At 31.8% G+C, this 15132-nt stretch carries 15 protein-coding genes; 4 read left to right on the top strand and 11 right to left on the bottom strand.

From position 1 onward, the window contains the following. Positions 1-22 precede the first annotated feature (22 nt). Genes EAH81_RS17750 through EAH81_RS17735 form a run of 4 tightly spaced genes read right to left on the bottom strand, consistent with a single transcriptional unit; the run spans position 23 to position 5589 of the window. Positions 23-745, bottom strand: coding sequence for a hypothetical protein (locus EAH81_RS17750; RefSeq protein WP_140509591.1), 723 nt, complete (start codon positions 743-745; stop codon positions 23-25). 46 nt (positions 746-791) lie between these two features. Continuing rightward, complete coding sequence (locus EAH81_RS17745) at positions 792-1424, bottom strand: hypothetical protein (RefSeq protein ID WP_140509588.1); 633 nt, start codon at positions 1422-1424, stop codon at positions 792-794. Beyond that, positions 1421-3883, bottom strand: a complete 2463-nt coding sequence (locus EAH81_RS17740) for a carboxypeptidase-like regulatory domain-containing protein (RefSeq protein WP_140509585.1) — start codon at positions 3881-3883, stop codon at positions 1421-1423. The genes EAH81_RS17745 and EAH81_RS17740 overlap by 4 nt, the downstream gene beginning before the upstream one ends. Before the next feature lie 11 nt (positions 3884-3894). Further along, positions 3895-5589: a M23 family metallopeptidase gene (locus EAH81_RS17735; protein ID WP_140509583.1), complete on the bottom strand. Its 1695-nt coding sequence runs from the start codon at positions 5587-5589 to the stop codon at positions 3895-3897. A gap of 179 nt (positions 5590-5768) precedes the next feature. Here EAH81_RS17735 and EAH81_RS17730 point away from each other — a divergent pair, with 179 nt between their 5' ends. The 3 genes from EAH81_RS17730 to rny all read left to right on the top strand — a co-directional run bounded on the left by EAH81_RS17730 (position 5769) and on the right by rny (position 8129). Then, a complete protein-coding gene (locus EAH81_RS17730) occupies positions 5769-6059 on the top strand; it encodes a hypothetical protein (RefSeq protein ID WP_140509581.1) in 291 nt (96 codons plus the stop codon). Between the two features lie 6 nt (positions 6060-6065). Further along, positions 6066-6359: a cell division protein ZapA gene (locus tag EAH81_RS17725; protein ID WP_026984116.1), complete on the top strand. Its 294-nt coding sequence runs from the start codon at positions 6066-6068 to the stop codon at positions 6357-6359. 207 nt (positions 6360-6566) lie between these two features. Beyond that, positions 6567-8129, top strand: a complete 1563-nt coding sequence (gene rny, locus EAH81_RS17720; protein WP_140509579.1) for a ribonuclease Y — start codon at positions 6567-6569, stop codon at positions 8127-8129. A gap of 70 nt (positions 8130-8199) precedes the next feature. Here the strand turns inward: rny and EAH81_RS17715 are convergent, their stop codons facing one another. The 7 genes from EAH81_RS17715 to EAH81_RS17685 form a co-directional block, all read right to left on the bottom strand. Beyond that, entirely contained in the window at positions 8200-9720 is a 1521-nt protein-coding gene (locus EAH81_RS17715) for a PAS domain-containing protein (RefSeq protein WP_140509576.1), read from the bottom strand. 144 nt (positions 9721-9864) lie between these two features. Next, positions 9865-10761: a site-specific tyrosine recombinase XerD gene (xerD, locus tag EAH81_RS17710; protein WP_140509574.1), complete on the bottom strand. Its 897-nt coding sequence runs from the start codon at positions 10759-10761 to the stop codon at positions 9865-9867. An 82-nt stretch (positions 10762-10843) separates the two neighbouring features. Beyond that, positions 10844-11464, bottom strand: coding sequence for a porin family protein (locus tag EAH81_RS17705; protein WP_140509572.1), 621 nt, complete (start codon positions 11462-11464; stop codon positions 10844-10846). Between the two features lie 188 nt (positions 11465-11652). Beyond that, positions 11653-11997, bottom strand: a complete 345-nt coding sequence (locus EAH81_RS17700; protein WP_241676585.1) for an outer membrane beta-barrel protein — start codon at positions 11995-11997, stop codon at positions 11653-11655. A gap of 144 nt (positions 11998-12141) precedes the next feature. Further along, entirely contained in the window at positions 12142-12717 is a 576-nt protein-coding gene (locus tag EAH81_RS17695; protein ID WP_140509567.1) for a porin family protein, read from the bottom strand. 85 nt (positions 12718-12802) lie between these two features. Further along, positions 12803-13381, bottom strand: coding sequence for a porin family protein (locus tag EAH81_RS17690; protein WP_140509565.1), 579 nt, complete (start codon positions 13379-13381; stop codon positions 12803-12805). Between the two features lie 196 nt (positions 13382-13577). Continuing rightward, on the bottom strand, positions 13578-14084 hold the full coding sequence (locus EAH81_RS17685) for a hypothetical protein (protein WP_140509562.1): 507 nt from the start codon (positions 14082-14084) through the stop codon (positions 13578-13580). A 460-nt stretch (positions 14085-14544) separates the two neighbouring features. Between EAH81_RS17685 and EAH81_RS17680 the strand changes: the two genes are divergently transcribed. Continuing rightward, positions 14545-15111, top strand: a complete 567-nt coding sequence (locus tag EAH81_RS17680) for a porin family protein (protein ID WP_140509561.1) — start codon at positions 14545-14547, stop codon at positions 15109-15111. Positions 15112-15132 lie beyond the last annotated feature (21 nt).

The following is a 15132-nucleotide window of genomic DNA, read 5'->3' as shown; positions in this document are numbered from 1 at the left end:
TCTAAAATCAGCAATCTAAAATCTAGATCGGTTTATAACTTTTTACTTCCCATTTTTTAGCAACCAAATCAATGTAGTTATAATGCAAAACATCATTCTTATCGAATTGTCCGTTTTGGTTGGTATCTTCAATTGTTCTAAAGTATAAACGGTTTTTAGATTCAATTAAACTCCAATCTACCAGTTCCTGAAGATCCGTTGATACTTTGGTAAAATTCGCTCCGCTAATATCACTTAAATACAATGTTTTGATATCACCTGTATCAATTTTCCCGTCTTTATTAGTATCAGAATCTGTCAAAGTATAAACCATAACTTTATTCTGAGTTCTGTCTGCAACTGTTTTTAAGTAAGTCGCTGTTAGAATTAAAACCGGTTTATCAGACAATGGACGAATAGAATCTGAATCTACTTTTTGAAATTTCAGATTTTGCAAATAACCTGTGATTTCATATTCTCCCAAATTTGAAATCGTAAAACTCACATCATTTACACTCGAAGATCCGTAACGTGCTTTTGTTCCTTTTTCATACACACGTAAATCTCCAACCGGATGAATCAAATAGTTCGTTCCTTCCATTTGAATAGGCAAATCAGCTACTTCTATTTGTGTTGAATCTGTTTTTGCCACAACACTTCCTTTACTTGCAGCATCATAAATCACTTTCGGTTTCTGAACTTCATCTTTACAACTTACTAATGTTCCGATGAATACTAAGGCTATATATTTTAAGGAATTTTTCATGTATGCTAATTATATTAGAATATCAAATATAGTATTTTTGATTGTATTATCTACTTTTATTGAATTTTACTAGTGCGAAGATATTGAGAAATACAAGACCAAAATAAGCCAAAAGCAAAACCCAATTCTTTTTATATAGAGACAAATAATATTCGAACTGTCTTTTTCTTTCCTCTTCCAGAAAAAAATCTTTATTCGCTTCCCAATAGCCGCATTGGAAAGGAACAATTTCTCTGAAATGATTTCTAGATTTAGGTTTTGGCATTATTAAAACCAAAAAATCATTATCATTTTGAATAAAGAAAGGCATTTGCTCAATTGCCAGAATATCTAGAACTCTAACATAAACTTCATATTGCATTTTATTACCCAGATGAATCTGAATACCATTTATAGTATCATTCTTTTGCTTTATTTTCCTTAAAGCAAGCTGAAGTTCATTCAATTCTTTCTTCTCTGAATCCTCACTTCTATTTAGATAAAATAACTGATAATTTCGTTTGATTGCTAAAAACCCCTTTTTCTGAATAGAATCTGGAAAACTTAAATCTACGGATCTATATACTTTAAATGCATCCGTTTTATAAAAATGATAAAAACAAAACAAAGGAATAAAAACCAAAGAAATCATTCCCGGAACGTAAAAAATCTTCTTCCTTTTTTCACGTTTTTCTATCATAATCTCGCATTCAACTTTATATTGAAAACTCTCGAAGTCATATAATTTGGAATCGCATATTGATTTTTAGAATATACATCACGAACCCAAGTATTGGTAATTGCATTTTGATTGTTGAAAAGGTTAAAAATCTCCAATCCAACAGATAATTCTTTGAAGTTTTTTAGCCAATTTGCCTTAGCCACTTTCGTACTGCTGTCTACAAAAACTTTGGCAAAGCCAATATCTACTCTGCGATAATCATTCAATCTGTTTTGGTATAAATACGGATCTGAATATGCTGGCGCTCCGCCTGGTAAACCAGTATTATAAACTAAATTCAGGTATAATTTTACGCTCGGGATATTTGGCATATAATCCTGAAACAACATTGCAAATTTCAAACGTTGATCTGTAGGTCTTGCGATATAGCCTTTATCTGCATAGTTTTCTTCAGTTTTCAGATAACCAAAACTTATCCAGGATTCGGTTCCAGGCACAAATTCTCCATTTAGTCTAAAATCAAGACCTTGCGCATACGCTTTTGCATTATTATTGGCAACATAACGAATTCGGACATTATCGATCGAATACACATTTACATCAGAAAGCGATTTATAATAAATTTCCGTAACCCATTTAAAAGGGCGATTCCACATTTTAAAATTATAATCATTCCCCAAAACAACCTGAACAGATTGCTGCGCTTTTACATTTGGGTTCACAACTCCTTCTAAGTCCCGAAGTTCTCTGTAAAAAGGCGGTTGATAATACAATCCTCCCGAAAGTCTGAAAACCATATCTTTATCCCAATCCGGTTTGATGGCAAACTGAGCACGCGGACTAAAAACAATTTGATTCTTTCCGTCGACTGCTGCTCCTAAAACATTCCAACTCTGGAAACGAGCACCTATATTATACCAAACCTGATTAGATCCAATTTCAGATTTTTTATTGTATTGTGCATATCCGGAAAACCTGTTTATGGTATTATAATTTGTAGCACGAACATCCTGATATGGCAGCAATGGTCCTGTATAAGGCTGATATGGCTCATTATTTTTTGGTAAAATAACAATTGGAGGATTTATAGAAAATCCCGCCGAATCAATCATTTCCCATTCTGCAACTCTATCTCTAATAGATTCTCTAGTGTATTTAAGTCCAAATTCTAATTGACTGTCATTAAGCCATTCTTTAAATCCTTTAATTTCTGCATTTGCAATTAAAGCATCCAAATCATTTCGGGCATGACTTAATTGTGAACCAATTCCTCTTGTAAAATCAACCTGAGATGCATCTTGCTCCTCTCCAACATTTCCAAGACGATATTGCGCCAGAATATCAAAATGCTCTTGTTCTGTGGTATGAAACAATGAACCAATAAGTTTTAAGGTCAAAGTTGGTGAAACTTTATAGGTCGTTTTTAAAGCGCCAAAATAAGTATCGTATTTATCCCTTTCCTGCCCTTCATAATATACGGCAAGTGCCATTGGCTGATCGATTGTTCCAAATTTTGTCTCACGCGTTAAAGGCTGATACAAATATTTATTTTCTGAAATGTTTCCTAAAAAACTAATTTGCCATTTTTTAGAAATATCATAATTGATGTTCGTTTGAATATCTGCAAAAGTTGGCGTATAATTCGTTTCTGTATCCTGACTATTGACCAATAAACTATTGTTTCTATAACGAACTCCGGTTACTGCAGACCATTTTTTGTTTTTAGAAACCGCATCAACAGACATACTTCCCCCAAGTAAACTTGCCTCTAAAGAAGCACCAAACTGAGTTGGTTTTCTATATGTAATATCCAAAACAGAAGATAACTTATCTCCAAATTTAGCCTGAAATCCTCCAGCCGAAAAATCAACGTTTTGAACCAAATCAGTATTTGTAAAACTTAATCCTTCTTGCTGGCCTGAACGAATTAAAAACGGACGATACACTTCTACTTCATTTACATAAACTAAATTCTCATCATAATTCCCGCCACGAACTGCATATTGCGTACTCAGTTCATTATTTGAATTTACTCCCGGTAATGTTTTTAGAATATTTTCGATTCCAGCATTTGCACCGGGAATTTTTTTAATGGTTGCGGCATCAATAGTTGTAATTCCCTGAACACGTTTTTTATTTCTGGAAGAAACAAAAACTTCTCCCATTTGTTCCTCAGAATTACTCATGACAGGATTAAAAACAAAAATTTCATTCGGCTTCAAACTCACCGTCAAGCTCATCATTTTTAAAGAAATGTGAGTAAAAATCAAAGACGTTTTTTTGTTCGCAGGAACATCAATTTCAAAAAAACCGTTCGAGTCTGATTGTGTTATATTTCCTAAAGAAGATATATTCACATCAACAACGGGGCGTTTTTGATTGTCTAAAATAACACCTTTAACATGAGCATTTTGAGCAAATGAAATACAAGAAATGCATAAAAAAAGAAAAACGAATATTACTCTGTTATTATTCAAACGTATTGATTTTATTTTTGTTGACTTCTAAAAAAATGAGTTTCAAAGATAGCAGAATTACCCACATTATCAATTACTTCTATTTTTAAATCGTTTGCCCCTTCGGCAAGCATCGTATCATCAAAAGTATGTGTGATTTTCTTTGTTTTATTTTCGTATTCAAACAAAATCCAATTTCCGTTTAAATATCCGTTGTATGATTTAATCCCTGATGAAGAATCATTAATGATAAAGTCTATTTTTTTGACATCACTAATCCATTTATCCTGAATTGGTTTTACGATTTTAATTGTTGGTGCAATCGTATCTAAGACTAATCCAAATTGTCCTAAAGTTTTTGATTTAGCCGTAAAAACATCACCTTTTCTAATAGTGCCATTATAACTGGCACTATTTCCACTAAATCTTCCTATAAAAAGTTTATCTCTTAATGCTTCAGGATATAAAGTGTCTTTTATTGTAATTGTAAAATTTGAATGCACAGGAACAGTATCGTCGTGAATATAAATGCGATTATTCTTTACATCAAAATTTAAATTAAAGTCATCGTAAAATGTTCCGGCAGGAAAAAATGCCGACATATTATCTTTTTCGAAATTAGAATCTTTATTGACTTTAATAAAATATTTCGAGGTTACAGGTTCTTCTTTTATAACTGGCGATGCTGTGTCATATTCTATTGGAATTGTAATTGAACTTAAATTTCCAAAATAATCTGAAACTTCAATTCTATAGGTAGAAGCTAAATTTGGCTCGACAGGAATAATCCCGCGCAATGAATCTGTTTTAATAATGCTTAAAGCAAAAGGCGTTTTCATAAAAAGTTTCTGAACTCGCTGACCTGATTTTTTATATTTACCATAATCGACCAAGGCATTTACATATCGCATTTCGTCAAACGAATAGGTATTGAATTGATAATTGTAGTTTTGGTTTCCGTTAAAGAAAGTAGAAACATTAAAAACGCCATTTTTGTTAAATGAGACGTCGTCATAATCTACAGCAACTATTCCAAAACCAATTTTTCCGTTCGCTTTTACTTTGCTTGCCAGATAAGTTCCGTCCTTTTGCAATGCAACACTCAAAAGCAAAGGCTGCTTAGATTGATTGACTGTCGAATTCTCAAACGGATAAACATAAACACTGGAAACTGTAGGCTTTTTAGTGTCCTTTAAATTTTTATCAAATCCAAAAAATATCGGATTAATGACAAATTCCGTTTTTGTATCGCGAATTTCAAAATGCAAATGCGGACCTTCTGACGAACCTGTATTTCCTGAAAGTGCAATTAATTGCCCTTTTGTAACGGGCAATTCATTAGGTTTTGGAAATATTTCGATTTCATATGCCTTCTCTTTATAATGGGCATTTTTTACATAATCCTGAATTGATCCAACTGTAGTTGACAAATGTCCGTAAACGGAAGTGTACCCATTTGAATGTGTAATGTAAATACATTTACCGTTCCCGAAAGTGGAAATTTTTATTCTCGAAACGTAGCCATCAGCTATTGCATAAACATTTAATCCTTCTCTCTGATTCGTTTTTAAATCAAAACCAGCATGAAAGTGATTCGGCCTCAACTCCCCAAAATTCCCCGAAAGCTGCATGGGAATATCCAGTGGCGGACGAAAATAATCTTTTGGATATTGTGTCTGTGCGAAAATAAAATTACAAAAAAACAGGGCAAGTAGTGAAAATCTCATAAGCAACATTTTTGCTAAGATAAATAAATATGAAGGTAAAACCGAGTAAAAAGCTACAAAAATACAATTAATTGAATTTCATTTATTTGCCTATTTTTAATGCAAAAAAATCGATAAAAAATTGCATTAATAAAAAGGAATACTAACTTTGTATGATTAAGTAATGAATAGGATTTATAATGAGTGTAATTGCAGAAATAATTGATACTCTTGAATATAAAGTCGAAAAGCTTTTTGAGAAATCAAAAGCTCTAGAAAAAAACAATCAGGTTTTACGATTAGAACTAGACAAAGCTGCGCAAATTATCCAGAAACAATCTGAAGAAATGGAAGCTTTGAAGAAGCAATATGAAACACTTAAGATAGCCAATTCGTTGCTCGGCAGCGACAATAACAAGAGAGAGACAAAGCTTAAAATAAATTCATTAATTCGCGAAATTGATTACTGTATAGCACAACTATCAGATTAGAAAGACATGGACGGAAAGCTTAGAATTAAAATATCAATCGCAGACAGAGTTTACCCATTAACGGTTGAACCAGTTCAGGAAGAAGGACTTAGAAGTGCTTCTAAAAAAATTGATGCTATGATCAAGCAATTCGAAGAAAGTTACGCGGTTCGTGATAAACAAGATGTTCTGGCTATGTGTGCCTTGCAATTTGCATCACAAGTAGAACAAAAACAAATTGATAATGCGATCGACGGCGAAGAAACCATCGAAAGAATTAAAAGATTAAATTCGCTATTAGATCAATATCTCGAAAATTAAACGTTCTTTACAGAAACTAAGATACTGCCTACATTAGTTCACAATTGGTAAACTCAACACTAACAAATTAAAGTGAGTGAATCTTCGCTACTATAGTATGCCATGCTTCGGCACGGAAACTTGAACAGTGAGTTAGCTCAAAACTTGTCTTTACGAGTTTATTCAAGCAATTAATGTAGGCTTTTTTATATATAAATTTTAACAAACATGGACATACTAACGATCATTATTTCAGGGATTGTAGGGATTGCAGCAGGTTTTGCAATAGCTAAAATCATCGAAAAAAGCAATATTTCTAATCTAATCAAAAACGCAAAAAAAGAAGCCTCCTCTATATTAAAAGACGCTAATTTAGAAGCAGAAAATATTAAAAAAGATAAAATTCTTCAGGCAAAAGAAAAATTTATCGAATTAAAATCAGAACACGAACAAGTTATTTTAGCCAGAGACAAAAAAGTAGCTGAAGTAGAAAAAAGAGTTCGTGATAAAGAATCTCAAATTTCAAATGAGCTTTCGAAAGCTAAAAAAGTTAACGACGATTTTGAAGCTAAAACATTAGAATACAACAACAAAATTGAAGTTTTAGATAAAAAACAAACTGAAGTTGACAAACTACACAAAAGTCAACTGCAACAACTTGAAGTAATTTCAGGACTTTCTGCCGAAGAAGCAAAAGAACAATTAGTTGAAGGCTTGAAAGCCGAAGCTAAAAGTAAAGCAATGTCTCATATACAAGATACGATTGAAGAGGCAAAACTTACTGCACAGCAAGAAGCTAAAAAAATTATTATCAACACTATTCAAAGAGTTGGAACTGAAGAAGCAGTTGAAAATTGCGTATCTGTTTTTAACATTGAATCTGATGATGTAAAAGGTAGAATTATTGGTCGTGAAGGCCGTAACATTAGAGCTCTTGAAGCTGCAACGGGAGTTGAAATCATTGTTGATGATACACCGGAAGCTATTATACTTTCTTGTTTTGATCCGGTTCGTAGAGAAATTGCTCGTTTGTCATTGCACAAATTAGTAACTGACGGACGTATTCACCCGGCAAGAATTGAAGAAGTTGTTGCTAAAACAGCCAAACAAATCGACGACGAAATTATCGAAGTTGGTAAACGTACCGTTATTGATTTAGGTATTCACGGTTTACACCCTGAATTAATCAAAGTTGTAGGTAGAATGAAATACCGTTCATCTTACGGACAAAACTTATTGCAACACTCGAGAGAAGTTTCTAAACTTTGTGGTATCATGGCTGCCGAATTAGGCTTGAATGTAAAATTGGCTAAAAGAGCTGGTTTACTACATGATATTGGAAAAGTTCCAGATACTGAAAGTGATTTACCTCACGCTTTATTAGGAATGCAATGGGCTGAGAAATATGGTGAAAAAGAAGAAGTTTGTAATGCAATTGGAGCTCACCATGACGAGATCGAAATGAAATCATTACTTTCTCCAATCGTTCAGGTTTGTGATGCGATTTCAGGTGCAAGACCAGGCGCAAGACGTCAGGTTCTGGATTCATACATTCAGCGTTTGAAAGATCTTGAAGAAGTTGCTTATGGTTTTAGCGGTGTAAAAAATGCTTACGCTATTCAAGCCGGTAGAGAACTTCGTGTAATTGTAGAAAGTGAAAAAGTTTCTGATGATAACGCAGCAAATTTATCTTTCGAAATTTCACAAAAAATTCAAACTGAAATGACTTATCCGGGTCAGGTAAAAGTTACAGTAATTAGAGAAACAAGAGCAGTTAATATTGCTAAATAATCTCTAAACATTATAAAACAGAAAAGGCTATCTAACGATAGCCTTTTCTGTTTTTATAAACTAAATTATTCTAAACGTCATTAAAGATAATTTTAAAACTTGTTCCCACTCCTACCTCACTTTCTACAGAAATACTCCCTTTCATCGCTTCTATTTGATTTCTGGTAATATACAAGCCTATTCCGCGAGCTTCCTGATGTTTGTGAAATGTTTTATACATTCCGAATAATAAATCACCGTAAACAGTCAAATCTATTCCTAAACCATTGTCTGTAATTTTTAATGATTTATACCCCTCAGGTTCTATCGAAAAGTCAAAAACGATTATTGGATCACGCTCAGGATGCGCATACTTTATGGCGTTTGTTGTAAAGTTCAGCAAAACACTCTCCAAATAAGCCGGATTAAAATTGATCGTCAAATACTGAGGAACATTATTTATAATTGTAACTTTAGTCTGCTTGTCATAACCTTTGATTGTCGAGATAGTTTTCTCGATATACTCACAAAGTTTCAAAGGCACAACCGCAATATTAATATTACTTTGCGTTTTTACAATTTGAGTTAAATTAGAAATTGTATCGTTCAAATCATTTGAAACCGTTCTTAAATGCTCTAACATTTCGTTTACAGTTTCCTTATTTTCATCAGCGTCTATAAAATCCAGAATTGATTTTATATTTCCTGCTTGTGTATTTAAATTATGCGAAACGATATGCGAAAAATTAACCAATCGGCTATTTTGATCGCTGTACAATTTCATGGTTTTAATAAGGTCTAATTCTTTTTCTTTTTGTAAAGAAACGTCCGTATGAGTTCCTATAACTCGCAATGGTTTCCCATTTTCATCTCTTTTAATAACTTTTCCGCGATCTAAAATCCATTTATAATTACCGCTTGAAGTCATTACACGATGGTAGTTTTCATAATAAGGAATCTTATTATCAAAATGCTCTTGTATATCTGAATAGTATTTGGGAAGATCATCAGGATGCACAATTTTGTCCCAACGTTCCGGATCATCAAAAATATCGGCTGAATCTAATTCCAGTATTTTTAGTGATAAAGACGAATAGAAAACATTATTGGTGACCATATCCCAATCCCAGATTCCTGCGGTAGAGGCATCAAGTGCAAACTGAAATCGCTCTTCGGAAATACGTAGTTTTTCTTCTTTATCTTTTAAATCGGTAATATCAGAGACATGTCCGTAAAAACTAACTCTGCCATCAGGAGATTGTTCTGTTTTAGCAGAAATTTTAAACCAGCGTAACCCTTTTTTAGGTAAAACAGCTCTAAACTCGATATCCCAAGGTTTTATTTCTTTACGTGCCTTAACTAAAGATTGAAAAAATACTTCGCGATCCTGAGGAAAAACTCTTTCGTAAATAACAAACTTAATGTCATTATTGAATTCGCCTGCTGTAAATTCAAAAATTTCATCGGCCGATTTGCTAACCAAAGGAAAAGAATAATTGTTGTCAATGTCGACAACAAACTGAAATAATAAATCAGGCATTTCTGCAAACAATTTTTTATAAAAATTATTCACTTCTAAGCAATCCTCATTTTCATATAAATCAAAAACCATATATTACTTATTTACTCAATTGAATGATTAAAACAGCCTATAAAAACAAAAAGAATGCCGTTTGTCGATCTTATCTGTCTTTAATAGAAAATATATTACAATATAATTAATTTTTGATTTAAAATCAGAATTCTACTAGGAAAATTATTTTCTTGGATGGTAAGAATGCATGACTTCTTTTAAAAAACTTCGGTCCAAATGCACATAAATTTCAGTAGTTGTAATTGATTCATGACCCAACATTAACTGAATTGATCTTAAGTCTGCACCATTTTCAAGTAAATGTGTAGCAAAGGAATGTCGCAAAGTATGCGGACTTATACTTTTATGCAAACCAATTGTTACGGCTAAATCTTTTATAATCGTAAAAGCCATTGCTCTTGTTAATTGACTTCCTCTTCGGTTTAGGAATAAAGTATCTTCATACCCTTTCTTAATATTCAAATTTACTCTGACTTCTTTCTGATAGATCTGGATATATTTCTGCGTTAATTTACCAATAGGAACAAAACGCTCTTTATTTCCTTTTCCGGTAATTTTTATAAATCCTTCGTCAAAAAACAAATCGGATATCTTCAGCGAAATCAATTCTGAAACACGAAGTCCGCAACCATATAAAGTTTCCAGCATGGCACGATTTCGTTCGCCTTCATTTTTGCTCAAATCAATTGCAGCTATAAGCGCATCAATTTCTTTAACTGATAAAGTATCCGGTAGTTTTCGACCGGTTTTAGGCGTTTCAATTAATTCCAGCGGATTATCATTTCTATAATCTTCAAAAATCAAATAATTAAAGAAGCTTTTCAAACCTGATATAATACGCGCCTGCGAACGTGGATTTACTTCTTTAGAAACCGAATATATAAATTGCTGCACTGTTTCATCCGTAATCTTCAAAGGCGAAACCTCAATTTGATTTGTTTCCAAAAAAAGACATAATCGCTCAATATCAAAACCGTAGTTTTCGATTGTATTTTTAGACAAGCCTCTTTCGATTCGCAAATAAGATTGATAGTCTTTTATATATCTGTTCCAATTCATGTATACAAAGTAAAACAATTTTTAAGCAAAAAAAAACCTTCCTGATTAAGGGAAGGTTTTTGAAATATTTCTTTGTTTGAAATTAGAATTTATATCCCAGAGATAGTGAAAAAACACTATTATGCACTTTTGAAGTATCTCCTATTTCATTTTGCGCAATATTTGATATTCCTAAATTATATCTCGTTTCAACAAAAATATTTTTTGTAAAATCATAACTCGCTCCAAAGTTTAAACCAAAATCGATTGTTTCATAAAAATCTTTTATACTGATCTCTGAAGTTACACCTTCGTGTTTTGCTCTACCTTTCGCAAAAGTTAAAAATCCTATCTGCGGGCCTACTTGTAGTGCGAAATTTTCAATTGCGTAATACTTAAACATTATTGGCATATTAATATAACCTAAATTGTACTTAAGCGTACCCCTATAATGTTGATAATTAAATCCATCATATATACTGCCTGCAACTTTGATTTTCGCTCCCTGTTGTGAATATAACACTTCAGGCTGAAGGGCAAATTTATCAGATAATTTAATCTCAGCAAAAGCACCAACATTAAATCCAACTCTTGAGTTGAAACCTTCAACATCTCCTGAGAAATTCGAAACATTCCCACCACCTTTCACTCCAAACTTAACTTCCTGTGCATTCACAAAACCAAATACAATAATTGCAATTACTGATAAAATAATCTTTTTCATTTTTCATATTTAAAATTAATCAACAAATGTAATCCAATACTTACTTTTATATTGTTTGTTTTTTAAATAATAAAATTGTAAACAGAAATAAAATCTTACAAATTAGTCTTGCTCTTCAAAAAAAATAACTCCACAAAAAAACCTTCCCGATTAAGGAAGGTTTTTCAAATATTATTTAAAACTAAATATTAAAACTTATACGCTAAAGACAATGCAAAATTGCTGTTTTTAAAACTTGCATTAAACAAATCAGGATAATCTTGTTCATCAGAAATATCATTGACATCAGTCAAACCAATTGTGTAACGCACACCTGCAGAAATATTTTCTGTAAAATTGTATCCACATCCCAGATTAAAACCAAAGTCTGTTGATTTGTAAAGGTCCTGAACATCCTCGCCTCTCGATTTAGCAGATAATAAGAACCCAATTTGTGGTCCCGCTTCCACAGAAAACGCATCTGTTATATAATATTTAGCTAAAACCGGAATGTTTAAATCTATTAAATTAAGATTTAAAAATAAATATAACACAAAATAACAGAATATTCTTATACAAATATAAAAATTTAACCTAAACCTAGTTCATTAATATGATTAGTTTTTAACATTGCCAGAAGCATAAAAAAACCTTCCGGATTAACGGAAGGTTTTTAAAAATATTTTATTGCAAAAATATTAGAACTTATATCCTAATGTCAATGCTAAAACACTATTTTTTGGACTATCATAATACTGTTGAGCAGTATCAATATTATAATCTGCAATATTTGATAAACCTACCGTGTAACGAAGATTCACAGAAACATTATCAGTAAAATTATATCCAGCGCCAAAATTGAATCCTGTGTCTATAGACTTATAACCGTCTTTTGCATCGTGACCATCTTGTTTCGCTGACACTAAAAATCCTAATTGTGGACCTGCTTCCACAGTAAATTGTTTTGTGACATAAAATTTAGCCAAAACAGGAACATTAATGTAATTCAACTTACTATCAAAGTTAGTCATACCTACTTCCTGTTTAGCGCCTTGAGTAGAAAACAAAACCTCTGGTTGAATAGCTAATCTTTCAATAACTTTAATCTCAGCAAAACCTCCAATCTGAAAACCTACTAAAGATTTGGCATCATAATAATATCCTCCGGCAAAAGTCGTTAGGTTAAGACCTCCTTTTACACCAAATCTAGTTTTTTGTGCATTAGCAAATCCAAATATCATTACTGCAAGAACAGTTAAAATAATTCTTTTCATTTTTTTTAATTAAATTAATCAAACTATCATTTCATAAAAAACCTTCCAAATTCAGGAAGGTTTTAAAATATTTTTAAAGCTACAATTAGAACTTATATCCTAACGTCAATGCTAAAACACTATTTTTTGGACTATCATAATACTGTTGAGCAGTATCAGTATTATAATCTGCAATATTTGATAAACCTACCGTGTAACGAAGATTCACAGAAACATTATCAGTGAAATTATATCCAGCGCCAAAATTGAATCCTGTATCCACAGATTTAAAATCGCCTTTAGTATCACGGCCATCAGCTTTTGCAGAAACTAAAAATCCTAATTGTGGACCTGCTTCAACTGTAAACTGTTTTGTGATAAAAAATTTAGCTAAAACAGGAACATTAATATAATTCACTTTACTATTGTAGTCACCGAAAGAACCAGCATCAATTTTAGCACCTTGAGTAGAAAACAAAACCTCTGGTTGAATAGCTAATCTTTCAATAACTTTAATTTCAGCAAAACCTCCAACCTGAAAACCGACTAAAGATCCAGCATCATAATAATTTCCTCCGGCAAAAGTTGTAAGGTTAAGACCTCCTTTTACTCCAAATCTTGTTTTTTGCGCATTAGCAAAGCCAAATACCATTACTGCAATTGCAGCTAAAATAATTCTTTTCATTACAATTTGTTTAAGGGTTATAATATTCAAATATAAAGATATCCTTAATAAAAAATAATTTTTATTTTAACAAATATAGTAGTAACTACAGTTTTAATCCTATTAAATAAAACTAACTCCCTAATTATCAGGGATCATAATAAAAAAAAACCTTCCCAGATCGCTCAGAAAGGTTTAACAAATAATTTTTTGTAAATTAGAATTTATAATTGAAACCTAAGTTTAGTGAAGCAAGAGTTCCGTTATTCGAAATTCCTTTGTATGCGGCATACAATTCAATTTTTTTATTTTGGTAACCAAATTTTGGCTGATATAAAAATCCTCCGTCCAGATCTCCATCAACATTAATAGCATAGCCCAAATCTGCACCAACAAATAAATTTTCTGTAATTGAATATTGCGCAGTTCCAGCAACTGGAATAAAGCTTTGATTAGTACTTCTTATCATTGCATAAGAAACAGATCCAATATAACCATTATATTCTTTACCTACATATGTTGTGTAACCGGTAACAATTCCCGCGCTAAATTTATCAGATACATTCCAAAGATAAGCAACATCAGCACCTAAGTTTACTGAAAATAAATCTGAAGTATTTCCTAAAGGCAAACCAACATGTGCCCCAACTTTAAAATGTCCATCTTGTGCACTAGCAAATCCAAATGCCATTACAGCGATTGTAGATAAAATAATTCTTTTCATTTTTATTTATTTTGATTTAATTAACAATCAAATATAAATATATCCTTACTAAAAAAACAAATTTATTTTAATAAATAAAATGATAATTGAAACGAAACTCTTATTAAAACAGAAATTGCAATTCCTCATCAAACCTTCACTGACATATAAATCAAGGGCAAAATATTAAGTTCTATTTATAAATATGTCTGATTAAAAATCATATAATATAAAAATAACCTTACCAAAATTATTTCTATTAAAATTGATATTGAAATACTATTCGTACTAAATGTAAAAAATTTAATCCAAAACAAACCAGTCACAACTTTCTTAAAAAGAGTCTATTACTCGGTGTAAATCAAAAAAGATGAGAAATTTAGTAATTATTTAAACTAAAATATAAAACAATAAATTCCTAATTCTGTAGTTTTGATTAATAGATAACATTAAAAAATATCACAATTTTAAAAACATTTTTATGAAAAAAATAATTTTAGCAGCTGTTTTGTTCATCGCAACATCAGCTACGATACAAGCCCAATTAGTACAATTTGGAGTTAAAGCAGGGGTTAACTTTGCAAGTCAGCCCGGAGATGCAACATTAGATGGTGTGGCATTTGATAAAAATGGAATTACTAGCTATCACGTAGGTGTGGTTGCAGAAATTAAATTATTAGAAAAATTCGCTATTCAACCAGAGCTTTTATATTCTACTCAAGGAGCTACTTATAAATTTGCTGATGCTCAGGAAGATTTCAAAAATGAATTAGCCTATTTATCTATTCCTGTAATGGCTAAAATCTATTTGACAAAATCATTCAGTTTAGAAGTTGGACCACAGGCGTCTTTTTTATTAAGCCAAAAAAATGATGTAAGATTTGACGATGCTAATACTTTTGATTTTGCTGTTAATGCAGGTTTAGGATTAAAAATCACCAAAAGTATATTTGTACAAGGTCGTTATAGTTTAGGATTAACAGACGCTTCTTCTAATGCTGATATTAGAAACTCAGTAGTTCAACTTTCTGCTGGATTCTTGTTCTAAAAAATATATCACATACTTTTC

Origin of the sequence: Flavobacterium pectinovorum, from assembly GCF_006438875.1 — a bacterium.
Taxonomy (GTDB): Bacteria; Bacteroidota; Bacteroidia; order Flavobacteriales; family Flavobacteriaceae; genus Flavobacterium; species Flavobacterium pectinovorum_A.
The sequence above is the reverse complement of the archived record's forward strand: the minus strand, read 5'-3'. Positions and strand labels throughout refer to the sequence as shown.